Below are 22904 nucleotides of genomic sequence, written 5' to 3'. Positions count from 1 at the left end.
ATGGAAGGAGGCGATGTGAAAACCGGGAAAGCCGTAACATCGAATGTCCGCCGCGCGATCACGGTTTCCGTCGGTACGCAGTCGCGCTGAATGCGCACTGCGATCGCGTCGACCGGGGGAGCGTATTCATCAAACAGTTTCGACTACGGGTTCGTGTCTCACTATGGTTTCGTCTTCCGATGAATCGATGCTTGTCGCCACCTCGATGGGAAACAAGATTCGCACGCTGCGCCGGCAGCTCAAGCTCACGCTGGATGTGACCGCCGCTGCGGCCGGCATTTCCAAACCGTTCCTGTCGCAGATCGAACGCGGACGCGCGATGCCGTCGATCGCGACGCTCGTCGGCATCGCGAAGGCGCTGGGCGTGACGATCGACCATTTCGTCGGCGGGTCGCCCGACATGCCGCCGGCGTGCCAGTGCGAAGCGCTGCAGCACTGCGGCGTCGAGTCGCTCGCCAGTGCGTTCGCACAGCTTTCGCATCTGGCGAGCGGAACGAAGCTGGATGCGAGGCTGTTCCGGATTCCACGCGGCCGGGCCACGCCGGAAGCGGCGCCCTACGCCGGCGAGGCATTCGTCTACGTGATGAACGGCGAGCTCGAGCTGACGCTGGAGGACCGCACCGTCGTGCTGAAAGCGGGCGATGCCGCGCACTACGAGTCGACCCCGACCCAGGTCTGGAGCAACGCCACCAACGAGGAAGCGGTGATCGTCTGGGTCGGGGCGCCGACCGGAGCCTGAGAGAACACGAAAACGCATCCGTTTCACCGGGTGCTTACATAAGTATTACTGAATGTTTTTGGACGGAATGCGTGAGGCGTGCGGTCGGGATGGCCGCGCCGAACGAAGGGGCCGGCAACACGGGGCGCAGGTGCCGCGCAGTTCGCGTTGCCGGTGGGCTCGAGGCAGTGCAGGTGGCAGGTCGGAAATCACGGGGCCGGTACGCAGGGGCCCGGAAGCGGGCGGGGATTCACAAGATCCCGGGCAAAACCGGTGGGTTCTTATTGATGAACGAGTGGACCAAGATGAAGCAGAGAGTTTTGGCGTTGGCTATCAAGAGGATGATCTGGGCGGAAATGGCGCTGACGGCCACGCTGGCTGCGCCGGCATTCGCGCAGAGTCAGCCGTCGCCCGGGGGGGCAGAGATTGCGACGGCGGTCGCGCAGGATGCGCCGGTGCCAACCGGTGAGCCGGGCCCGGGAGCCGGTGTGCCGGCCGGCGGCGCGGCGGCGGCGCAGGGCAAGGTCGCGCAGATCAAGCGCTTCGAGGTGACGGGTTCGCTGATCCGCAGCGCGGACAAGGTCGGCTTCAACCAGGTGCAGACCGTCACGGCCAAGGACATCGAGAACAGCGGCTATACGACGGTATCGGACTTCCTGCGCGGCGTGTCGGCGAACTCGTCAAGCAGTTGGGGCGAAGGCTCGGGCGCGCAGGGCAGTTTCGCGCCGGGCGGTGCGGGCATCGCATTGCGCGGCCTCAGCGAAAAGTACACGCTGGTGCTGGTGGACGGGCAGCGTGTGGCACCCTACGCGTTCGCCGTGAACGGCACCGACCAGTTCTTCGACCTGAACACGCTGCCGATCAACATCATCGACCGCATCGAGATCGTCAAGACCGGCGCTGTGTCGCAGTACGGCTCGGATGCCATCGCGGGCGTCGTGAACATCATCACCAAGAAGAACTTCCAGGGGCTCGAGCTTGGCGGCAGCTACGGCGGCGCGACGCAGGGCGGCGGCGGCGCGGGCACGACCCAGTTCAGCATCCTGGGCGGCATCGGCGACCTGAACTCGGATCGCTTCAACGTGACCGCGGCACTCAGCTACTACAAGTCCAACGGGATTCTGGCGTCCGATCGCGACATGTCGCAGAACCAGAACTTCTCGAATTTCCCCGGCGGCCTGAACAACGAATCGCTGTCGTACTGGCGGCGCAATGGCACCGACGTGCCGCTGTCGCCATGCCCGCGCGGCGGCAAGGCGATTCCGGCCGGCTCGACCGCGCAGGCATTCGGCGAAAGCGGCAGCGTGTGCGGCAACAACACCGCATACGCATCGTCGATCTCGCCGTGGACCGAACGCTTGAGCGCGAAGGTGCATGCCGACTTCAAGATCAACGACGCGATGCAGGCATTCGCCGACCTGTGGGAAAGCAACAATACGACGGTCACGAACACCGGCGTCGAGCGCCTGCGTTCGAATACGCAGACGTACGATCCCGCGACGGGGGGCGTCAAGCTGGTGCCGAACGTCGTGCCGGGCAGCAATCCGTACAATCCGTTCGGCACGCCGACGCAGCTTCGCTACACGTTCGGAGACACGCAGTCTGTTCGCACGAGCGCGAATTTCTGGCGGGCGGCGACGGGCGTCAAGGGTACCTTCTCCACGCCCAAGGTGGGCGACTGGGATTGGTCGGTGGCGTACTCGCACTCGCAGAGCGAGGTGTCGAACGACTTCTCGAACCGGATGCGGGCGTCCGCGCTGGAGAACATCGTTCAGAACGGCGGGTTCGACTTCGCGAATCCGGCCGCGACGCCGCATGGCCTCGATGGCGCCTATGGCAGCACCAGTACGCAGGCGATCACGAAACTCGACTCGGTCGATGCGACGATTGCGACGCCGAACCTGTTCACGCTGCCCACCGGCAACGTCGGCCTCGGCCTGGGTACGCAATTCCTGCATGAAACCCAGTACATCGGCACTGGCTCGGGCTGGGCGGACGGCACGCTCATCCGGCCGGCGATGCAGTCGGTCAACGGCCAGCGCAATGTCGCGGCGGTCTACTACCAGCTCGACGTACCGATCCTGAAAAACCTCACCTTCAGCCAGTCGGGCCGCTACGATCACTACAGCGATTTCGGCGGGGCGTTCTCGCCGCGCTTCGCGCTGCGTTTCCAGCCGGTGCGCGAGTTCACGACCTACGCGTCGTACACGCGCGGCTTCCGTGCACCGACGCTGATCGAGAATACGGCGTCGCGTACCTTCTCCACGCAAGGCGTGATCGACGCGCACGATCGGAACGCGCCCGGCTCGTACAACCTGACGGAAGAAATCCAGGCGGGCAACCAGAACCTGCAGCCCGAGCGCACGAAGAACTACAACATCGGCTTCCAGCTGTCGCCGACGCGCACGACCGACATCGGCTTCGACTGGTACAAGATCCACGTCGACAACGTGATCGGCACCGACGACGTGCAGAGCGTGGTCGACGCGAACGATCCGTCTCGCGTGATACGCAACCCGAACGGTTCGATCGCGTACGTGGTGATGCCGTACAAGAACCTGTCGCATCTCGACACGGACGGCTTCGAGACGACGTTCCGCCAGTCGGTGAAGACGGCGATCGGCACGTTCACGCTGTCGGGCGACTGGGCGTACGTGTGGCACTTCAAGATGCCGGTGGGCGGCGTCGATACCGACTTCGCGGGCAACAACGGTTCGGTGAACCAGCCGTTCGGCGGCAGCTTCCCGCGCTGGAAGGGCAATACGGACCTGAACTGGAACTACCGGAAGTGGAACACGACGCTGACGTGGATCTACGTGGGCCCGTACAGCCAGGCGATCCTGCCGGCCGGGAACTACCCGAACATGCAGGACAGCGTCGCGTCGTACAGCCAGTTCAACATGACCGTCAGCTATACCGGGTTCAAGCACTGGACGCTGTATGCGGGCATCAACAACATCTTCAACCGCAAGCCGCCGTTCGATCCCGTGTACATGAACGCGGCCTACCAGACCGGCTACGACACGTCGCTGTACACGTACGTCGGCCGCTTTGCGCAGGCCGGTGCGACCTACCGGTTCTGACGGCGCGTGCCCGCGCATGCGGTCGGCCGTTGCGGTCGCCGGCGGCATGCGTTCCCGCATTTCGAATCGACATGGCACCGGCCGCGCGCCGGTGCGATCACACGAAGACCGATGATGACAGTATCGATGTTGCATGCGCGGCGCGCGATCGCCGTGTGCGCAGCCGCGCTCGCGTACGGCGTCGCGATCGCGAGCGCGGTGGCTGCGCCGGCGATCGCGCAGTTCGGCGCGCCGAAGTATCCGGCGGGATTCACGCATTTCGCGTATGCGGACCCCGACGCGCCGGACGACGGCACGCTGGCCTTTCAGAACTACAACGAAGCGCAGAGCTACGATTCGCTGAACCCGTTCCTCGTGCGCGGCTCGCCCGCACCGGACATCAAGAACCTGATGTTCGACACGCTGATGCAACGCAGCTGGGACGAGCTCGCATCCGAGTATGCGTTGATCGCCGACGACGTTCAGGTCGCGCCCGACGGGCTGTCGGCCACGTTCCACATCGATCCGGCCGCACGTTTCTCCAACGGTGACCCGATCACCGCGGACGACGTCAAATACTCGTTCGACACGCTGTCGGGCCCGCAGGCGTCGCCGCTCTTCAACGCGCAGTTTTCGGTGATCCGGCGCGCAGTGGTCGTCGACGGCCACACGGTGCGCTTCGAGTTCAAGCATGCGGAGCGCGACGCCGCGCTGATCGCGGGCGACCTGCCGGTGTTCTCGCCGAAGTGGGGCATGCGGGCCGACGGCACGCGGCCGCCGTTCGACCAGATCGCGACGGTGCCGCCCATCGCGAGCGGCCCTTACCTGATCGAGCAGCGCAAGAACGACAAGCAGATCGTCTATGTGCGCAACCCGCGTTACTGGGCCGCGAACCTGCCGTCGCGGCGCGGCATGTACCGCTTCGCGCGCGTGTCGTTCAAGCTGTATCTCGACCAGTACACGATGCTGGAGGCATTCAAGGCCGGCGACATCGATGCGCGCATGGAATACAGCGCGACGCAATGGGCACGTCGTTACGTCGGCCGCAATTTCCGCAACGGGATGCTGAAGCAGGGGGAATTCCCGGACGGCCCCGCACAGATGCAGGGCTTTTTGATCAACCTGCGCAAACCGCAGTTCGCCGACGTACGCGTGCGTCATGCGTTGACGCTCGCATTCGACTACGACTGGATGAACCGGATGATGTTCTACGGGCAGTACCGCCGCACGGACAGCTTCTGGGCGGCGAGCCCGTTCGGCGCGAAGGGCATGCCGAGCGAGCGCGAGCTGGCGCTGCTCGCACCGTATCGCGCCGAACTGCCGGCCGAGGTGTTCGGCCCGATGATCCTGCCGCCGTCGACGCTGCCGCCTGGCTCGTTGCGCGCGAACCTGAAGCAGGCGCGCGACCTGCTCGCGCAAGCCGGCTGGCATTTCCGGGACGGTGCGCTGCGCGACGCGAACGGCACGCCGATGACGATCGAGATCATCGACGACCAGCCGGGCATGGACCGGCTGATCCTGCCGTACATCCAGGCGCTCGGCACGCTCGGCATCCGCGCGTCGCTGCACGAGCTCGACAGCGCGCTTTACCAGCGGCGCCTCGACAACTTCCAGTACGACATGACGACCTTCATCTATTCGCCCGTCACGATCCCGGGGGCGGAGCTCGCGCGCCGTTTCGGCAGCGCGGCGGCGTCGCAGGTCGGCTCCGAGAACTATCCGGGCGTGAAGTCGAAGGCGGTCGACGCACTGATCCGCGCGGCGCTCGCGGCCGACACGCTCGACGATCTCGAGACGGCCACGCACGCGCTCGACCGCGTGCTGATCAACCTGTACATCCTCGTGCCGCATTACTACCTGCCGAACGCGCGGATCGCGTACAAGGCGAGTTACGGACATCCGGCCATCGTTCCGGATTCCTACCAGTACGAGGACTGGATCATCAGCTACTGGTACCGGAAGAATCCGGCGGGCGCCGCGCGGGTTTCCGGTACATGACGGAACGGAGAGCACCATGATGATTGGCTACATATTCCGGCGGCTGCTGCTGATGGTCCCGACGCTGATCGGCGTCGTGACGATCACGTTCGCGGTCACGCAGTTCGTGCCGGGCGGCCCGGTCGAGCAGGTCCTCACGCAGTTGCGCCACGGCAGCGCGCACTGCGGCGAGGCGGGCGGCGGAGGCGGGGGCTACCACGGCAGCCAGGGCGTCGATCCGCAGCAGGTCGAGCAGATCCGCAGGCAGTTCGGCTTCGACAAGCCGCCGCTCGAGCGCTACTGGATGATGCTGAAGGCATACGCGCGATTCGACCTCGGCGATTCGTACTTCGTCCATGCGCGCGTGTGGGACGTGATCCGCTCGAAGCTGCCGGTGTCGATCACGCTCGGGATGTGGACGGTGATCCTCACGTACCTGGTGTCGGTGCCGCTCGGCATTGCGAAGGCGGTGCGCAACGGGTCGCGGTTCGACACCGTGACGAGCGTGCTGGTGCTGGCCGGCTACGCGGTGCCAGGCTTCGTGCTCGGCGTGCTGCTGCTGATGCTGTTCGGCGGCGGCACGTTCTGGCAGGTGTTCCCGATGCGCGGGCTCACGTCCGACAACTTCGACGACCTGACGCTGATCGGGAAGGCGCTCGACTATCTGTGGCACATCGTGATGCCGGTGACGGCGTCGGTCGTCGGCAACTTCGCGATCGTCACGATCCTGACCAAGAACACGTTCCTCGATGAAATCGGCCGGCAGTACGTACTGACCGCCCGCGCGAAAGGCGTGCCCGAGCGCGACGTGCTGTGGAAGCACGTGCTGCGCAACGCGGCGATCCCGCTGCTGACCGGGCTGCCGGCCGCGTTCGTCGGTGCATTCCTGAACGGCAACCTGCTGATCGAGACGCTGTTCTCGCTCGACGGCATGGGGCAACTGTCGTACGACTCGGTGATCCGCCGCGACTATCCGGTCGTGCTCGGCTCGCTGTTCCTGTTCACGCTCATCGGTCTTCTGACCAAACTCATCGCGGATATCTGCTATGTCCTCGTCGACCCCCGTATCCAGTTCAACAGCCTGGACCGCTGAGCGCGACCGCGCCGGCCAATCGCCGTCGCCGTGGCGGCGCACGTGGTTGCGTTTTCGCGCGCAGCCGCTCGGCTACTGGAGTTTCGTGATCTTCGTCGCGCTGTTCGCGATCAGCCTGTTCGCCGACGTGCTGTCGAACGACCGGCCGCTCGTGCTGCGGTATGACGGGCACTACGCGTTCCCGATCGTGAAGGACTATCCGGAAACGCGCTTTGGCGGCGATTTTCCCGCGAAGACGAACTATCTCGACCCTGCCATTCGCGCGAACCTCGATGCGCGCGGCAACTTCGCGATCTTCCCGCCGAACCGATACCGCTACGACACGATCGACTATTTCGCGTCGCGCCCGTATCCTGCGCCGCCGTCGGCCAGCAACTGGCTCGGCACCGACCAGTTCGGGCGCGACGTGCTCGCGCGGCTGCTGTACGGGTTCCGGCTGTCGGTGCTGATGGCGTTTGCGCTGACCGCGTCGGGCATGCTGATCGGCGTGCTCGCGGGGGCGGTGCAGGGTTTCTACGGCGGGCGCACCGACCTGATCGGCCAGCGCCTGATCGAGATCTGGAGCGCGCTGCCCGACCTGTACCTGCTGATCATCTTCGCGTCGATCTTCACGCCGTCGCTGTGGCTGCTGTTCGGGCTGCTGTCGATGTTCGGCTGGCTCGTGCTGTCCGACTACGTCCGCGCCGAATTCCTGCGCAACCGCGCGCTCGACTACGTGAAAGCGGCACGCACGATGGGGCTGTCGAACGCGCAGATCATCTGGCGCCACGTGCTGCCGAACAGCCTCACGCCGGTGATCACGTTCCTGCCGTTCCGGATGAGCGCGGCAATCCTGTCGCTGACGAGCCTCGACTTCCTCGGGCTCGGCGTGCCGCCGCCGACGCCGAGCCTCGGCGAGCTGCTCAAGCAAGGCAAGAACAATCTCGACGCGTGGTGGATCTCGGTATCGGCGTTCGCGGCGCTGGTCGTCACGCTGCTGCTGCTGACCTTCATCGGCGACGCGCTGCGCAACGCGCTCGATGCACGCACGCGTGGCTCGGCATTTGGCGGAGGCCGGTGATGACGACCCCGTTGCTGGAAATGGATGGCTTCTCCGCCCGATTCGGCGACCGGACGGTCGTGCGCGAGCTGAGCCTGTCGGTCGAACGCGGTGAGCGGGTCGCGCTCGTCGGTGAATCGGGCTCGGGCAAGAGCGTGACCGCGCTGTCGATCATGCGGTTGGTGCGGCAGGCAAGCTTGTCGGGGCGCGTGCTGTTCGACGGTGAGGATCTGCTGACGAAGAGCGAGCGGCAGATGCGCGGCATCCGCGGCGCGGACATCGCGATGGTGTTCCAGGAGCCGATGACGGCGCTCAATCCGCTGTTTACGATCGGCCGGCAGATCGCCGAGAGCTTGCGGCTGCACGAAGGGCTGAGGCCCGGCGCGGCGCGGACGCGCGGTATTGAGCTGCTGCGCCGCACCGGGATTCCGGAGCCGGAGCGGCGTATCGACAGCTTTCCGCACCAGTTGTCGGGCGGCCAGCGGCAGCGCGCGATGATCGCGATGGCACTCGCGTGCCGTCCGCGGCTGCTGCTCGCGGACGAGCCGACCACCGCGCTCGACGTGACCGTGCGCCAGCAGATCGTCGAACTGTTGCTCGACCTGCAGGAGCAGGAGGCCGCCGCGCGCGGAATGGCCGTGCTGTTGATCACGCATGACCTGAACCTCGTGCGGCGCTTCGCGCAGCGCGTGGCGGTGATGGAGCACGGCGTGCTCGTCGAGGCAAACGAAACCGGCGCGCTGTTCGACGCGCCGCGGCATCCCTATACGCGCCGGCTGCTCGACAGTGCGCCGCGCCGCGCGATCGAGCCTGTCGCGGCCGACGCGCGAACGATCCTTGACGTGCGTGCGCTCGCGGTCGACTACCGGACCACCGCGAAAGGCTGGCGCGCGGTATTCGGGCAGACCGCTTTCCGCGCGGTGCACGATGCGCAGCTGAGCTTGCGTCGTGGCGAGACGGTCGGGATCGTCGGCGAGTCGGGCTCGGGGAAATCGACGCTCGCGTCGGCGGTGCTCGGCCTGCAGCGGCCTGCGTCGGGCGAGATCGAGATCGACGGGCTGCCGCTTGCGGCGCTGCGCGCGAAAGCGGAGCGCCGCGCGCTATACGGGCGCCTTCAGGTGGTGTTTCAGGATCCGTTCGGTTCGCTGGCGCCGCGCATGACGATCGAGCAGATCGTCGGCGAAGGGCTCGCGCTGCATCGGCCGGAACTGGCGGGGGGCGCGCGCCGCGCGCGCGTCGCGGCGTTGCTGGAGGAAGTCGGGCTGCCGGCCGACACGATGCTGCGTTATCCGCACGAGTTTTCCGGCGGGCAGCGGCAGCGGATCGCGATCGCACGGGCGCTGGCGGTGGAGCCCGAGCTGCTCGTGCTCGACGAGCCGACCAGCGCCCTCGACGTATCGATCCAGAAGCAGGTGCTGGCGTTGCTGACGAGCCTGCAGGCCCGGTATCGGCTCAGCTACCTGTTCATCACGCACGATCTGGCGGTGATGCGCGCGATGGCGCACCGCGTGATCGTGATGCAGGCGGGGCGCATCGTCGAAGAGGGCGACACGCTGCAGGTGCTCAATTCGCCGTCACACCCCTACACGCGCGCGCTGCTGGCGTCGTCGATGCTCGACGACGCTGCCGGGGCGCAGATCGTGCAAGCGTGTGCCGGATCGACTGACGGTTCGGCCCGGCTCATCACCTGAGCCATCAGCCGGACGCGCGCATGGGGCCGACAGGCGAATTGACTGACGAATGCGTGGCGGAGCGATTGCAGCAAAGCAGCCATGATCCGCGACAACCGACGGCGTTCAGGCGGCTGCCTTTTGAATCGAGTCGTGCTGCTGCTCGCCCCCGAGGCTTTCGACGAGATCGGCGAGCATCCGCGCCAATTCACCCGTCATCAGCGTGACGTCCGAATCGAAGCGTTCATCGTCGTTCTGCGCGGTGGGATCCGCCGCCTCCTTGATCACGTCGAGCGGCGTCACGCGCTTGATCGTCAGCGATGGCGTCAGCACGAACGAGATCCGGTCGTTCCAGGTCATCGCGAGGCGCATGCATTGCTTGCCGGCCTCGATGTGCCGGCGCATGTCGCTCGCTTCCAGCGCGTGGCCGACGTATCGCACCGTGGCGCCGCCTTCGCCGCTCGAACGCAACTCGGCGTCCTGGTCCACGGTGAATCCGCCCGGCGCCTCGCCGGACAGCAGCCAGTCCGTCATCGCGGCAACCGGCGAATGCGCCACTTGAACGCCGGCGAGCGGCAACTGGTCGATCGATTTGACGAGCAGGCCGCGAATCTCGTCGGCGAGCGCCTGTGAAGCCGCATCGATGACGAGCCAGCCGTTCACCGTATCGATCCACACGCGAGTATCGCGGCGAATGCTGAACGCGCGCGGCAGCAGTTCGTCGGTGATCTGCTCCTTGAGTTCGCGCAGCTGCTTTCGTCCGACCTTGAAGCCCTGTTGCTCCTCGACCTCGAGCGCCCGGGCCTTGGTCACCTGATTGATGACCGACGCCGGGAGCAGCTTCTTTTCCGAACGAAACACCAGCAGCATCTGCCGGTTGTTCGAATACACAAGCGCGCCGTCGTCACGCGGCGACGCCCATCCGAAGCGCTGCATCTCGATGCTGTTGCACGGCTGAAACGCGTAGGGCGCCAGCCAGGCTTCCATCTGGTCGGGGGTAACGGCCCAGGGGGCCGGAAGACGATGAAGCTGAAGATTCTTGAACCACATGGGCGTACGGGCAAAGCGCATCATTCTATATGACGGGGACGTTCGCCGGCCAGGCAGGGCATCAAACGTCGATACACCGGCTGAACGATTCCATCGCGCTGTCGCATGGACCGGCTGAATTTGCCGTCGACGCCGGACGGCGACTTCGCGCGAAAGCCCGATGCCCGATGCCCGTCATGGATCGAATCGCACCGACAGACGCGAGCGTCGAATGCCGGCCTCGGTCGAAGCAGCGGCCCTCCGATCGTGGAGTAGTATTCCCCCCATGTCCGGGTTATTGTTCTGCCTCTCTGGCCGACGGCCAGCCTGTCCATGACGGGGGCAGCAAGCTCGTTGAAGGGTGTGGAAACTGCTTCAACGATACGTGTGGCGGCGTTGGCCATGACAACGGCATCGACGGGAATGCATCATGTCAACCGAGTGGAAACATCGCGTCAGACTGTTTATCCAGCGCTTCTGGCAGCCGACCAGTGCGTGCATGACCTGCATGCCGGGGAGCTGGGGCAACATCATGAGCGTTGCCCACTGGACTATCGCATTTCATACAGGTCTGCTTACCGGACTCCTGGCCGTCCTTTTGACGTTCACGCCCGTGGCGAAACTCTATGCGCATCGATACGGCAATGCGCTGATCGTCGGCTGCCTGACGACGTTGGGCGACGCCTACTCGCACACGAGTCACTACCGCATCCCCTATCTCGAGCACATCGTGACGGGCGCAATTTCAGGGCTCCTGACGCTGGCGGCCTCCTATCTCCTCGAAGACCGCGCGCGACGCCTTCGGGCGGTATGGGCGCGGGTATTCGGATAGCTTGTCCGTTTCATCGGAGCACTCCAGGAAATCCACCGACGAATGCCCACGGCATCGGGGCGTTCTTGGTGTCTTTCAACCTGTATTTCGCTACCCGTTCACGCGATGGAACACCCTGGTCTGTCCCGGCGCGGAAATGCCGAGGTCGCCGCGCAGAAGCATCTTCCCGTCCTTGATGGTCGCCTTGCAGGCGTACGTGCGTCCGGATGAGTCGTCGTAGAGAGAGCCGCCGATCCGTCCGCGAAAGACAACCGGATCGTAAGGGCCGAGGCTGGATCGCACAGTGACGGATGGCGCTGCTCCCGTTGCGAACGGCGCCATTCCGCGCGGAACAGGGGCTGCGCTGCGGATTGCTTCCCGGCCGCCGCGCTCGCCATGGCGCGAATTGCGACCGGAGTGGCGCCTTTCGTTAGTGCGTCGGCGCCGTGCGGCGAGTAACGTTCACGCCAGTCAGAACTCGGTGAGAGACCACGATGTTTGATAGAAGCAAGAAGACGGCCCTCGTGACGGGCGCCTCCTCGGGCATGGGCAAGGAAATCGCCCGGCAACTGATCCAGGACGGCTTCCAGGTCTACGTCGCTGCACGGAACCTGGACAAGATGACCGACCTCGAACGCCTCGGCGCGAGGCTGCTGCGCATGGACATTTCCCGCGACGCGGAGATCGTGGCGGCCGTCGAGACGATTCTCAAGGAAACCGGGGGCGTGGATGTGCTCGTGAACAACGCCGGGTTTGGGCTGTACGGGCCGGTGGAAGACATCGGCATCGAGGAGGCGCGATACCAGTTCGAGGTCAACGTGTTCGGCACGGCCCGCCTCACGCAGTTGCTCCTGCCCGCCATGCGCGAGAAGGGCAGCGGCACGATCGTCAACATCACGTCGATGGGCGGCAAGATCTATACGCCGCTCGGTGCGTGGTATCACGCGACGAAGCATGCCCTCGAAGGCTGGTCGGATTGCCTGCGGCTCGAACTCGCGCCGTTCGGCATCCGCGTCGTGATCGTGGAGCCCGGCCTGATCGAGACGGGGTTCGGCGACGTGGTTTCGCGCAGCCTGCTGACCCGCTCCGGTAGCGGCGCCTATGCGAAGCTGATCCAGGCTGTCGCGAAGGCGACGCAGCAAGCCTACGGCAACGGACGCGGCACCGACCCGGATGTCATCGCCAACGTCGTATCGCAGGCAGTGCGCGCGAGGAAACCGCGCACGCGATACGTCGCCGGCAAGTACGCGAAACCGATGATTCTGATCCGCGCCTGGTTGGGCGACCGCGCGTTCGACCGCATCATCATGAGCCAGATGCGCTAGGATGATCCGCGCGCCCGTCACGAGCCGGGCGCACGAGCGGCAGGGGCTTTTCCACGCAGGGGCAACGATGGGCGCAGTCATGGCAGACAGATGCAAGATACCGCGGGCATTCTGGCGCTCGATGGCGCACGCCGGCTTGGCGCCGGCCGCGGTACTGCGTCAGGCCCGGCTACCCGCCACGCTGCACCTGAATCCGCAAGCGCTCGTGAGCACCGACCAGTACTTCGCGCTATGGAAAGCGATCGGGCAGCTGGCGCCCGAGCCCGGTCTGGGCATCGCGCTGGTGACCGGAAGCGAAGCCGCAACGCATCCCCCTTTCATCGTGGCTGCGTTCCATGCGCGAGACTATCGCGACGGCCTCGAGCGGGTCGCCCGCTTCAAGCGGCTCTGCACGCCGGAGCAGTTGCATATCGTCGAAGAGGGCGGCGAATGCATCCTTGCCTCGGCTTGGCCGTACGCCACTGAACCGGAACCCGCCGTTGCCACCGACGTCACGTTCGCGATGCTGCTCGAACTCGGCAGGCGCGGCACCGGGCAACACGTGACGCCGCGTCGCGTGGAGTTCGTTCGTACCGGCCCGAGGGACGAGGTCTACCGCGCGTATTTCGGCTGTCCGATTCGCTACGGTGCTTCGCGCAATGCGCTCGTGCTGAAATCGACCGATCTGGGCCGTCCGTTTCCCGGCCACAATCCTGAATTGCTCGACATGCTGACCCCCGCACTGACGGCGGCGTTGGGGGAAATCGACGCGCGCAGCCCGATCCGCGAGCAGGTGAAAGTCGTACTCAAGCGATGCCTCGCAAGCGGCCGGCCGGAACTGTCGGGCGTCGCGCGCGACCTCGGAATGAGCGAGCGGACGCTGCAACGGCGCATCACGGACGAAGGCACGACATTCCGGGATCTGCTTGCCGAAGCGAGACAGGAGCTCTGGCGCCGGTTGCTTGCGGACCCGGCCGCGGGAATCGATGAGGTGTCCTGCCTGCTGGGTTACCAGGACACGAGCTCGTTCTATCGTGCGTTCCGCGATTGGGAGGGCATCACCCCGAACCGGTGGCGTGAACTGAATTCGCCGGGCGTTGCGACCGAACCGATCTGACGCGCGGACATACTGCCCTGAACTTCCCACCGTAGCCGCGACTGGTTGACGGCTACGCAGAAGCAGGCGGCCAAAGCGCGTCACCCTGTATGACGGTGACGTGCCCCGGACGGAAGATTGCTCAGCGCGCCGAACCAGGTCGCAACGGCGGAACTATCGGCCGGGTTGGCGAGGAAGCGACAGGATTTACCCATATTGCGCGTCGTGTCGGGGTGCACGCCGCCGTGTTCTTTTCCATACAGTCAAAAAGTTGTCAAACTTCTTCTTGCATGTGGAATCGAGGCAGGGGCGGTAATGAAATGTCGCGATCATTCAGGTGAAAATCTTGACCATCGTTTCATTGCCCGACTGAATGCGGAGGAATTCTTATACCCCAATCTGGCAGCTATCTCCTTGATTGTATATTCCTTTTCCGCAAGATACCGCGACGTCAGATCTTGTCGGACAATATCATACAGGTCGCTAAACGACGTACCCATTTCCTGAAGCTTCCGCTGCAAACTCCGCATTGACATTCCAAGCTTTCTGGATTGCTCGGCGATATCCTGGCACGTAGGGTCATCATACATAAGACCGAGCAGCCGCCCGATGAGGTCGGACGGAACCCAGTGCGCCAGTTCAAATTCACGCTTGGCGCACGCTTTCCTCGCGACTTCGAATTCGATCGGATGGGCGAGCGGAAGGGCAATCTCCAGCACCGATGAGCTGAATTCGAGGTAATTTTCGTCGGCCTCGAATTCGATGGGGCAGTCAAAATATTCGGCGTAAGAACTCGCGTGTGGCGGCTCGGGAAAAACAAACCCTATTCTGGAAAAATCGGGATTGTGTCCGATCAAATCGCGTATCTGTCGACGTAAGGCGGTAAATACCATATCGGTATTTACGACAAGCAGGTCGGTACGATAGGTATAGCCGCCAACTATAATTCTCGCGGTCTCGCCTATTGTGGTCACCCGGATTCTGAAATAACTGATCCCGAGCAACGGATGCTCGAAGCCCATGCGCAGCGCATCGCCCAACGTCGGGCTCACCAGCATTGCGTGGCCGCGCAGGCCGTACGACGTCACCGGGATCGCATATCCGATATGCAGTCCGATCGCGCTGTTGCCGGTCGCTTCCAGCGCATTCGCAAACAGGACCATTTCCTGTGCATGCGTCACCATTGCACCCGGTCGCTCGATGTCTGCAGGAGAAATGCCGGTGCCTTTCAGCAAGACGTCGACCGGAACACCCATGCGCTTCATCAAGTCGAGCGTGATGAAGATGGTGTGCAGTGGCGCTGGACATTGCGCAGCAGTGCGGCGAATCGCGTCGGCTACCGGCTTCATTCGACTCCTTGGATTCTAGTCCACAAGCAACTTTGTAAATACGACCTGACACCCGTACTCGTCCAATTCGCCGCGCTTCCACCCAAGACGCTGGTAAAAGCCATCGGCCCGCGAGCCTGGATCGGTCACAAGGGTGACATGATTCACTCCCTTGTCTTTCAGCCATGCAAGCGCACGGGCAAGCAGCTCGCGGCCGATGCCGACACCATGGAACCGCGGGGCCACAAACAAGGCCGAGATGAACGGCGTCTCGGTGATGACCGGCAGACAGACCCCGGCGACCTCGTCGCCACATTCACAGATCCAGCCACCTCCCTGCCTGATTTTCTCGATCAGGAGGTTGCGGTTCAGAAGATGAACCTGGTGGGGATGGATTCTATTCTCGCTCACGGAGAATCGCACATCATAAAAAGCGCCGACGTCGCGCTCGGTCATCGGTCGGTATTCTAGCTGCTCAGCAGTGGCCATGTTTTTACCGTCTCTCTTCTCGTTATGTGAAATTTACGTGGCGAAACTCGGATAACTATCTCACGATTTTTGCAAATTCTCCAACGAACGTGATCGCGGGTGTCAGATAGCCGTGGTGGTCAACGGAGCACTATAACGAACATCCGTCAACAGAATTATTGTGAGTGTTATTGAGCCAGTTGAAGTGCGTCGCTTGTTGTTCGCGATGGCGCAGTTGGCGCTGCATGGAAACCGTGGCATCCATGCGTTCGCTCCGGAGGCTGGAGTCAAGCGATTCTGCCGGTGACGTCGTCGCACAACCCGCGAATTACCGGTTTGGCGTCGGCGCATGGCGCTGTGCACCGTGACCGAACATTTAGACGAAATGTTCGGTTAGCCCCGAAAATTGCGGATGGCGCCCTCAGTAAGATTCGAACGCGGGAATTTCTAAATATGCAATAATCCGCAATAAAATACATTTCCTCAAATTTATAATGGAAATGGCACACAGGGATAACACATTGGCGTGATCGGCACACATGCCGACTATAAATGATGCCATCGATTTGGTACGCTTCTTGCCAATCGAACTGAATGATTTGAGGTAGTTGGCGGTGCGCCGAGTCCCAATACTCAATCTGCTGAAATCATGGCGGCCAATGACCAGCCCGACGGCGCTCGTCATGATCGCGGGCGTTGTCCTTCCGATGATCGTTCTGGCAGTGGTCTCGCTCAGTGCACCGCGCGACTTCGGCGGCGTCTCGTGGGGCGACTTCACTGCCGGGGCATACGAGCGGATTCTCTTCGATCGGGACTGGGATGGGGGGCGCGTCCTTCAGCAGGGTTATCTCGCCATTTTCATCAGGTCGATGACCATGGCCGTACTGACTACCGCGGGATGCCTGCTGATCGGGTTCCCGACGGCGCTGTTCATGGCGACGCGCTCCCTGAAGTGGAAGGCCGCGTTGCTGATCCTGATCACGATCCCGTTTTGGACCTGCGTCGTCGTCCAGATGTACGGATTGATCATCGTCATTGCGGACGACGGCCTCTTGAATCAGATGTTGTCCCGAGCCGGCCTCATGCATGGCCCGCTCGGATTGCTCTACACCGATCTTGCGACGCTGATCGGTCTCGTCTATGCGTTCACGCCGTTCATGGTCCTGCCGATCTTCGCTGCGCTCGATGACTTCGACTGGCGGTTGGTCGAAGCGGCCTACGATCTGGGGGCACACAAGCCGGCGGTGCTGGTCCATGTCGTCGTACCGTGTTGCCGTCCGGGCATCATGGCAGGAATCGGGCTCGTCTTTGTTCCGGCGCTGGGTTCCTATACGATCCCGGGTCTGCTCGGCGGCAACCACGCTTTCATGATCGGCAATCTGATCGACTTCCAGTTTGCCGGCGGACGGGATTGGCCTTTGGGCGCCGCGATGTCGTTCGCGTTGCTCGCCGCTGTGCTGCTGGCGATGCTCGCATCTCGACTAGGTTCGCTCTTCCAACGGCAGGAGCGCGTTCATGATTTCGCCTGAACTGCGCCGGTTTCCGCTGACCGCAACGATCGCGTGCGCGGTGCTGGTGTTCCTCTATCTGCCGATGCTGACCGTGATGGCGATGAGCTTCAACGTCGGCCCGTCGGCCCTCATATGGGACGGGTTTGGCATTCGAGGTTACGTTGAGGCCTGGTCCGATCCGACACTGGTCCGCGCTGCGAAGAATTCACTGTTGCTGGCGCTGGCGTCGACGGTGTTCTCCACCACGCTCGCGACGAGTGCGGCGGTCGCCTGGTGGTCGAGAAGTGACCGGCGTGGTTTCGATCCGGTCGGACTCGTCATTGCGCTTCCGCTCGCGATACCTGAAATCGTGCTGGCGATCGCGACCATGATGCTGTTCTCGATGTTCGAGTCAGAGCTTGGATTCGGCGCCGTTCTGTTTGCTCATGTGGTGTTCAGTGTGCCGCTTGCCTATCTGCCGATCAGAGCAAGACTCAAGACGATCGATCGCACGCTGCTCGAGGCGGCCGCGGACCTGTCGGCCACGCCATGGGCTGCATTTCGGCAAATTACCGCGCCTTTGGCTCTGCCCGGCATCATCGCAGGGGCTTTGCTGTCGTTCGTCGCGTCGATGAATGATTACGTCACCAGCTACTTTCTCGCCGGCGCCGGCATGACCACGTTGCCGATGTATATCTTCGGTGCATTGAAGATCGGAATCACACCGAAGGTCAGCGCCGTGTCAACCGTCGTCATCGGCCTGTCGACAATACAACTGACGGTAGTCTGGATCATCGGTGCTCGAGGTAAAAGAAGATCCCGAGCCGAGCAGTCCGAAATACACCACGCCAATCTCCACGCAATAGGAACAGCATGAAAAAAACAATCGGTGCGATGTTGCTTCTTGCCGCTGTCACGACCCAGGCCGCCGAGCTACATATCGGAAGCTGGCCGAACATCCTGCCTGTCAATTTGCTCAAGAAGTTCCAGGCTGATACCGGCATCGAGACGACACTCGACACCTATGCGAGCGATGCAGCGCTGACCCAGAAACTGCAGGCAGGAGGAGGGGGGTACGACGTTGTGGTCGCCGGCGACTACTACGTTCCGGTGCTCGTGAAGTCCGGCCTTCTGCTCAAGCTCGACAAGCGCAAGTTGCCGAATGTCGCAAACATCAAGCCCGAGTACCGCCATCCGTCGTTCGATCCCCAGCGGGATTACGCGATGCCCTTCACGGTCGTCCTGACCGGGTTTGCTTACGACAGCGCGCGTGTGCCGGGCGGACGCCTCGACGATAGCTGGAAGTCGTTCTTCGAGCCCCCCGTCGCACTTCGCGGCGAGGTCGGCGATCTGGACGTCGAGGAGGAACTGTACATGGCAGCGAGCTGGTATCTGGGACAGGATGAATGCACCGAGCGCCCCGACGATGCGAAACGCGTCCTCGACGTGCTGCAGAAGCAGAAGCCATTCGTGAAGACCTATAGCAACGATGGAACGGTCGATCGTCTCGCGTCCAGGCAAATCATCGTTCAGCACGTCTGGAACGGTGCGGCTGCGCGGGCACAGGATCGCTTGCCGACTATCCGATTCGTGTACCCGAAAGAGGGCGTCCGACTGTTCATGGACAGCCTGCTTATTCCGGCAAAAGCACGAAATGTCGACTCGGCCTACAAGTTCATCGACTGGATGATGCGACCCGAGAACATCGCGCTGGTGACGAACGCGCTACGGTACAGCAACGAGATTGCCGGATCGGAGCGCTACATTGATCCTGCACTGCATGACAATCCTGCGATCAAGACGCCGGAGCAGTATAAGGATCGACTCAAGCCTTACAAGATGTGTTCACCTGCAGCGATTCAACTGCGTAACAAGGTCTGGCTGAAGCTGAAGGGAAATCAATGAAGCGCGTTGAACGTCGGTGGCGTCCCGGATGACCGATCCGCTCTGGCAGAAGCGGAGTCGATCGTGAACGAGGCGCGCCGCGCAAGCGCGCCAGCCACTGCTTCTGCCCGAATCACCCAATGCGGTCGTTGTCCCCAACGGGGATCGAACACCGGGGCACGGAGCCGGTAATCTGTCGCCGGCCCTGCCTGTGTTCGGCGACTCGCGAGATCTCAGCGCAGGCGGTTCGCGATCCTCCTCCCGATCGCGCTTTTGATTTCATATGGGTGTGGTGCGTCTGATTCATATAATTCGCATACCTATATTTAATGATCGAAACACCCGAGAACCAAGGCGAGTGCTTGGCTCTCTTCTCTTCGAGAATACGATATGCAAAGCTACCGTGATTTGAAAGAGCAGATTCAGGAACTTCAGAAGCAGGCTGAGCTTGCTCGCACTCAGGAATTGGCGAGTGCGGTCAAGGAAATACAAAAATTGATCGAGGAATTCGACCTGATGCCGGAGGACCTGTTCTCTGAACGCAAGCTCAAGCTGCGTCGCGGCAAGCGTCGCGGCCCGGCCACGGTAAAGTATCGTGATCCGGAGTCCGGCGCCTTATGGAGCGGGCGGGGACGAGAGCCTCGGTGGATCGCTGGCCGGGCAAGGGAACAGTTCCTGATCCACCGGGCGAATCGGATCGCGGAGCCGGCGGCATCATCGGTAGCCGATGCACTGAGTTGACTTGCCATGCCATCGTCCGTCGTCACGCATCATCCCGAATACGGTCGTTGGCCACTGAGTGCCGGTCCGGTTCATGCATAGGCTTATGCCCTGCCATGTCCATATCCTTGTTGCTCGACCGAATTCGCGTTGCGTCGGGACGCATTCGTGCTCGGGTTTCGAGTTGCATTCCCGCGGCGAATCGCAAGCCAATCGGCCCTCAATCGTCGAGCGTGCTTGTCGAGGATCCGAGCGGGGCCGACGTAGTCCTCGCCGCTACCATTTCTGCCGTCAGAGCGGAAGCGAGTGTCTCCGAACTCGAAAGTCTCGAAGTTCGGCACTCGAGGCTGCCGACCGCGCATTTTCCGAGCACTCGCGCTCACATAGACCTGATCGGCTCACGTGTCCGGAAAGCCCGGTTCCACGCCGCGCGCGCCCGCGCCCACGCCAACGCTGCGGTTTTGATTTTCATGGGTGGAACGGAGGATCACTTGGGTCCGCCGTTGGAAGACCTCAAGCGCCACGCGGAGCAAGCGAAACAGGCGCAAGTGCTCGCAAGTGATCTCCTGGAAATTTCGCTCACGTTAGAGCGCAGGGAAAAATCTCGTTCCCCGCGATGCCGATGAAGGCACGGTTCAAAGTCCGGCGTCTCGGAGTCAATAGCGTAAGCGTGTTCTTTTCCGTTGCATGAAGCGACCCCGCGAAGGAACGCCGGTGAGCTTGGCCCGGACCGACAACGGTGCCGGCAATATCCGCTGCGCCGCGATGGTCGTGTTTGCGAGGATCGTGATGAAGTGGCTGCATTGATGCGCGCCGCGTTGCCGGCCGGTATGGGCAGCCGGCCCTGTTCAATTCGATACAGCGCCGGGTTCCCGTTCAGCAAATATCCTCGGGCTGATCGGAACAGGGATTCCCTGATCGGGATGGTCTACTACCGCTTCAAGGAGAATGTGCGCCGCGGCGACGGCGCGGGGGAATCGAGGGCCGGCAAACGAGCGGGTGGCCGGAAACCGGTATCGGGATCGGTATCACGAAGGGCAAGCAGCCGACAAGCGCCGGCCCGTATCCGACACCGGAGGGATCCCGCCCGTCGCGACGTCACCCGCCCGTCACCGGCGGGAAAAACGCGACCTCGCTGTCCTCCCGCACGACGAATTCACCTGTCACCATCTCGAGGTTGACGGCCGCGCGCACGGGCCGGTCCATCCGCAGCGCGTCCGCGCTGCGGGCGTCGCGCGCGGCCAGCGTGCTGCGCAGCGCGTCGACGGTGAGTTCGCGTGCGTCGACCTCGACGGTTTCCTCGTCGCGCTCGAGTTGTTCGCGAATGCTTGCGAAGTATTTGATCGTCAGTTTCATTGCGATGTCTTGAATGGAGTCGGCGGAATCGGAAAACGCGCGGCGGACCGGCTCAGCCCCAGCGCCGCATCGCCTGGTCGTCGTGCGCCTTCGCCTCGACCCAGCCGGATTCGCCGTCGTGCCGGATCTCCTTCTTCCAGAACGGCGCGTGGGTCTTCAGGAAGTCCATCAGGAATTCGCACGCATCGAACGCACACGCGCGATGCGCGGCGGCCACCACGACCAGCACGACGGCCTGGCCGAGCGGGATACGCCCGACGCGATGCACGATCTTCACCGCTTCGAGCTGCCAGCGCGCGCTGGCTTCCTCGACGATGCTCCACAGGGCCTGCTCGGTCATCGTCGGGTAGTGCTCGACCTCGAGCGCGACGACATCGTCGACATCACCTTCGTTACGCACGACCCCGAGAAAATTCACGACCGCGCCGACATTCGGATTGCGAACGATCGGCGCAAGCTCCGCGCCTGCGTCGATCGGCGCGTACTGCACGCGCACTTCGAAGCCGGCGGTAATCGCGGGCGGCGGTTCGTGGTGCGGGTCGGCCGCATCGACGGGAGGCGGGTGGCCGCCGGCACGCAACGGATCGTCCGGCAGCCCGGCAGGGGATTCGGTGAAGGTCGTCATGACTGGTTCTCCATTTGGCGGCGCGTGCGGTGTCGCGCGGCGGCCCTCAGCCGCCGACGAGCGACATGCGCACGGTCGGATAGGTCTTGCCCGGCACGCGGGCCGGCCGCGCGGCCCGGCGCTCGGAATAGCGGTCGTCGCGGTGCGTCCAGCGATCGCGCACGGCGGCGGCGAGGTCGGCGCTCGATGCTGCTTCGTCGAGCCACGGCCGCAGGTCGGTGCCTTGCGTGGCGAACAGGCACGTATAGAGTGTGCCGTCGGCCGACACGCGGGCGCGCGAACAGGTGCCGCAGAACGGATGCGACACGCTCGCGATGAAGCCGACCTCGCCTGCACCGTCGATGTGCGCGCAACGGATCGCGGTCGCATCGTGCGCCGGTTCGCCGACGAGCACGAGCGGATAGTGCGCATCGATCAGCGCGCGCATCTGCGCGGCCGGCACGACCTTGTCGCCCGACCAGAAGCTCGCGCCGCCGACATCCATGTATTCGATGAAACGCACGGCCACGCCGGTATGCCGGAAGTGCCGCACGAGCGGCAGGATCTGGTCGTCGTTCACACCGCGCTCGATCACCGCGTTGACCTTGACCGGCGCGAGCCCGGCCGCCTGCGCGGCCTCGATGCCGGCCAGCACGCGCGACACGGGCACGTCGGCGTCGCTCATCCGGCGGAACATCGCGTCGTCGAGCGCATCGAGGCTGACGGTCACGCGCGACAGGCCCGTGTCGCGCAGCGAACGCGCCTTCGCGGCCAGCAGCGAGCCGTTGGTCGTCAGCGCGATTTCGACGGGCTTGCCGTCGACGGTCGTCAGCGCGGCGAGGCGTTCGATCAGTGCTTCGAGGTTGCGGCGCAGCAGCGGCTCGCCGCCCGTGATGCGGATTTTTTCGACGCCGAGCGACGTAAACGCGCGGGCGATCTTTTCCAGTTGCGTGAACGACAGCCGCTCGGACGACGGCATGAACGCATAGTCGGCGCCGAAGCTCTCGCGCGGCATGCAGTAGCCGCAGCGGAAATTGCACTGGTCGATGACGGACAGGCGCAGGTCGCGCAGCGGGCGGCCGAGCGTGTCGGTCGGGCGGGGGAAGGCGCCGGGCGATGCGCCGCCGGAAGCTGCGGCGGCGGCCGGCGCGGCGGAAACGATGGCATTCACGATCGGTTCGTCGGCCTGCATGAAGTAAGCGAAGGGGCGGCGCCGGTCGGCCGTGCGCATGCCGAAATGGCAGCGCACGGCGCG

The 22904-nt window shown here is 63.6% G+C and carries 19 protein-coding genes; 13 read left to right on the top strand and 6 right to left on the bottom strand.

Annotated elements, in window-relative coordinates; all coding sequences use genetic code 11:
- Window positions 1-163 precede the first annotated feature (163 nt).
- From PQB87_RS38010 to PQB87_RS37985, 6 genes are all read left to right on the top strand, one after another.
- Complete coding sequence (locus PQB87_RS38010; protein ID WP_489244518.1) at window positions 164-739, top strand: helix-turn-helix domain-containing protein; 576 nt, start codon at window positions 164-166, stop codon at window positions 737-739.
- Between the two features lie 284 nt (window positions 740-1023).
- Complete coding sequence (locus PQB87_RS38005) at window positions 1024-3801, top strand: TonB-dependent receptor (protein WP_060061181.1); 2778 nt, start codon at window positions 1024-1026, stop codon at window positions 3799-3801.
- A 114-nt stretch (window positions 3802-3915) separates the two neighbouring features.
- Window positions 3916-5778: an extracellular solute-binding protein gene (locus tag PQB87_RS38000; protein ID WP_489244516.1), complete on the top strand. Its 1863-nt coding sequence runs from the start codon at window positions 3916-3918 to the stop codon at window positions 5776-5778.
- 19 nt (window positions 5779-5797) lie between these two features.
- Window positions 5798-6850, top strand: a complete 1053-nt coding sequence (locus PQB87_RS37995) for a microcin C ABC transporter permease YejB (protein ID WP_489245146.1) — start codon at window positions 5798-5800, stop codon at window positions 6848-6850.
- Complete coding sequence (locus tag PQB87_RS37990; protein ID WP_153491035.1) at window positions 6804-7910, top strand: ABC transporter permease; 1107 nt, start codon at window positions 6804-6806, stop codon at window positions 7908-7910. The genes PQB87_RS37995 and PQB87_RS37990 overlap by 47 nt, the downstream gene beginning before the upstream one ends.
- Window positions 7910-9580 carry an ABC transporter ATP-binding protein gene (locus tag PQB87_RS37985; RefSeq protein WP_489244515.1) on the top strand — a complete coding sequence of 557 codons (1671 nt, stop codon included), beginning with the start codon at window positions 7910-7912 and terminating at the stop codon, window positions 9578-9580. The genes PQB87_RS37990 and PQB87_RS37985 overlap by 1 nt, the downstream gene beginning before the upstream one ends.
- A gap of 105 nt (window positions 9581-9685) precedes the next feature.
- On the opposite strand, the gene PQB87_RS37980 is transcribed toward PQB87_RS37985, so the two are convergent.
- Window positions 9686-10609 carry a recombination-associated protein RdgC gene (locus PQB87_RS37980; RefSeq protein WP_060060985.1) on the bottom strand — a complete coding sequence of 308 codons (924 nt, stop codon included), beginning with the start codon at window positions 10607-10609 and terminating at the stop codon, window positions 9686-9688.
- Between the two features lie 409 nt (window positions 10610-11018).
- On the opposite strand from PQB87_RS37980, the gene PQB87_RS37975 reads away from it, so the two are divergent.
- The 3 genes from PQB87_RS37975 (at window position 11019) to PQB87_RS37965 (ending at window position 13820) form a co-directional block, all read left to right on the top strand.
- Window positions 11019-11420 (top strand): hypothetical protein, encoded by a 402-nt coding sequence (locus PQB87_RS37975; RefSeq protein ID WP_021157904.1) that lies wholly within the window; start codon window positions 11019-11021, stop codon window positions 11418-11420.
- A gap of 473 nt (window positions 11421-11893) precedes the next feature.
- Window positions 11894-12724: an oxidoreductase gene (locus PQB87_RS37970; protein ID WP_153491034.1), complete on the top strand. Its 831-nt coding sequence runs from the start codon at window positions 11894-11896 to the stop codon at window positions 12722-12724.
- A gap of 79 nt (window positions 12725-12803) precedes the next feature.
- Window positions 12804-13820 carry an AraC family transcriptional regulator gene (locus PQB87_RS37965; RefSeq protein ID WP_502291565.1) on the top strand — a complete coding sequence of 339 codons (1017 nt, stop codon included), beginning with the start codon at window positions 12804-12806 and terminating at the stop codon, window positions 13818-13820.
- Window positions 13821-14128: 308 nt separating this feature from the next.
- Here the strand turns inward: PQB87_RS37965 and PQB87_RS37960 are convergent, their stop codons facing one another.
- Both PQB87_RS37960 and PQB87_RS37955 read right to left on the bottom strand, forming a co-directional pair.
- Window positions 14129-15148, bottom strand: coding sequence for an AraC family transcriptional regulator (locus PQB87_RS37960; protein WP_059682476.1), 1020 nt, complete (start codon window positions 15146-15148; stop codon window positions 14129-14131).
- 15 nt (window positions 15149-15163) lie between these two features.
- Window positions 15164-15616: a GNAT family N-acetyltransferase gene (locus PQB87_RS37955; RefSeq protein ID WP_048028446.1), complete on the bottom strand. Its 453-nt coding sequence runs from the start codon at window positions 15614-15616 to the stop codon at window positions 15164-15166.
- 638 nt (window positions 15617-16254) lie between these two features.
- On the opposite strand from PQB87_RS37955, the gene PQB87_RS37950 reads away from it, so the two are divergent.
- The 4 genes from PQB87_RS37950 (at window position 16255) to PQB87_RS37935 (ending at window position 19710) form a co-directional block, all read left to right on the top strand.
- A complete protein-coding gene (locus PQB87_RS37950; RefSeq protein WP_175936067.1) occupies window positions 16255-17124 on the top strand; it encodes an ABC transporter permease in 870 nt (289 codons plus the stop codon).
- Window positions 17111-17962, top strand: a complete 852-nt coding sequence (locus PQB87_RS37945) for an ABC transporter permease (RefSeq protein WP_489244512.1) — start codon at window positions 17111-17113, stop codon at window positions 17960-17962. The genes PQB87_RS37950 and PQB87_RS37945 overlap by 14 nt, the downstream gene beginning before the upstream one ends.
- Window positions 17959-18990: an extracellular solute-binding protein gene (locus PQB87_RS37940; protein ID WP_059682470.1), complete on the top strand. Its 1032-nt coding sequence runs from the start codon at window positions 17959-17961 to the stop codon at window positions 18988-18990. Before PQB87_RS37945 ends, PQB87_RS37940 begins: the two co-directional genes overlap by 4 nt.
- Before the next feature lie 369 nt (window positions 18991-19359).
- The gene (locus tag PQB87_RS37935; protein ID WP_489244510.1) at window positions 19360-19710 is read left to right on the top strand and encodes an H-NS histone family protein; all 351 of its coding nucleotides are present in this window, start codon (window positions 19360-19362) and stop codon (window positions 19708-19710) included.
- Window positions 19711-20787: 1077 nt separating this feature from the next.
- Here the strand turns inward: PQB87_RS37935 and moaD are convergent.
- The 3 genes from moaD to moaA are packed head-to-tail and all read right to left on the bottom strand — an operon-like array spanning window position 20788 to window position 22841.
- Window positions 20788-21045 (bottom strand): molybdopterin converting factor subunit 1, encoded by a 258-nt coding sequence (gene moaD / locus PQB87_RS37930; RefSeq protein WP_021157913.1) that lies wholly within the window; start codon window positions 21043-21045, stop codon window positions 20788-20790.
- 52 nt (window positions 21046-21097) lie between these two features.
- On the bottom strand, window positions 21098-21670 hold the full coding sequence (locus PQB87_RS37925) for a molybdenum cofactor biosynthesis protein MoaE (RefSeq protein WP_021157914.1): 573 nt from the start codon (window positions 21668-21670) through the stop codon (window positions 21098-21100).
- 46 nt (window positions 21671-21716) lie between these two features.
- Complete coding sequence (gene moaA / locus PQB87_RS37920) at window positions 21717-22841, bottom strand: GTP 3',8-cyclase MoaA (RefSeq protein ID WP_489244508.1); 1125 nt, start codon at window positions 22839-22841, stop codon at window positions 21717-21719.
- Window positions 22842-22904: the final 63 nt, after the last annotated feature.

The sequence above is a fragment of the Burkholderia sp. KL41 genome, assembly GCF_057005415.2.
Note: the sequence above shows the minus strand (reverse complement) of the source record. Positions and strands in the feature narration are given on the sequence as shown.

Coding starts and splice junctions, on each gene's coding strand:
- PQB87_RS38010 (WP_489244518.1), top strand. CDS start 164: ATGGTTTCGTCTTCCGATGAATCGATGCTTGTCGCCACCTCGATGGGA.
- PQB87_RS38005 (WP_060061181.1), top strand. CDS start 1,024: ATGAAGCAGAGAGTTTTGGCGTTGGCTATCAAGAGGATGATCTGGGCG.
- PQB87_RS38000 (WP_489244516.1), top strand. CDS start 3,916: ATGACAGTATCGATGTTGCATGCGCGGCGCGCGATCGCCGTGTGCGCA.
- PQB87_RS37995 (WP_489245146.1), top strand. CDS start 5,798: ATGATTGGCTACATATTCCGGCGGCTGCTGCTGATGGTCCCGACGCTG.
- PQB87_RS37990 (WP_153491035.1), top strand. CDS start 6,804: ATGTCCTCGTCGACCCCCGTATCCAGTTCAACAGCCTGGACCGCTGAG.
- PQB87_RS37985 (WP_489244515.1), top strand. CDS start 7,910: ATGACGACCCCGTTGCTGGAAATGGATGGCTTCTCCGCCCGATTCGGC.
- PQB87_RS37980 (WP_060060985.1), bottom strand. CDS start 10,609: ATGTGGTTCAAGAATCTTCAGCTTCATCGTCTTCCGGCCCCCTGGGCC.
- PQB87_RS37975 (WP_021157904.1), top strand. CDS start 11,019: ATGTCAACCGAGTGGAAACATCGCGTCAGACTGTTTATCCAGCGCTTC.
- PQB87_RS37970 (WP_153491034.1), top strand. CDS start 11,894: ATGTTTGATAGAAGCAAGAAGACGGCCCTCGTGACGGGCGCCTCCTCG.
- PQB87_RS37965 (WP_502291565.1), top strand. CDS start 12,804: ATGGCAGACAGATGCAAGATACCGCGGGCATTCTGGCGCTCGATGGCG.
- PQB87_RS37960 (WP_059682476.1), bottom strand. CDS start 15,148: ATGAAGCCGGTAGCCGACGCGATTCGCCGCACTGCTGCGCAATGTCCA.
- PQB87_RS37955 (WP_048028446.1), bottom strand. CDS start 15,616: ATGGCCACTGCTGAGCAGCTAGAATACCGACCGATGACCGAGCGCGAC.
- PQB87_RS37950 (WP_175936067.1), top strand. CDS start 16,255: ATGACCAGCCCGACGGCGCTCGTCATGATCGCGGGCGTTGTCCTTCCG.
- PQB87_RS37945 (WP_489244512.1), top strand. CDS start 17,111: ATGATTTCGCCTGAACTGCGCCGGTTTCCGCTGACCGCAACGATCGCG.
- PQB87_RS37940 (WP_059682470.1), top strand. CDS start 17,959: ATGAAAAAAACAATCGGTGCGATGTTGCTTCTTGCCGCTGTCACGACC.
- PQB87_RS37935 (WP_489244510.1), top strand. CDS start 19,360: ATGCAAAGCTACCGTGATTTGAAAGAGCAGATTCAGGAACTTCAGAAG.
- moaD (WP_021157913.1), bottom strand. CDS start 21,045: ATGAAACTGACGATCAAATACTTCGCAAGCATTCGCGAACAACTCGAG.
- PQB87_RS37925 (WP_021157914.1), bottom strand. CDS start 21,670: ATGACGACCTTCACCGAATCCCCTGCCGGGCTGCCGGACGATCCGTTG.
- moaA (WP_489244508.1), bottom strand. CDS start 22,841: ATGCAGGCCGACGAACCGATCGTGAATGCCATCGTTTCCGCCGCGCCG.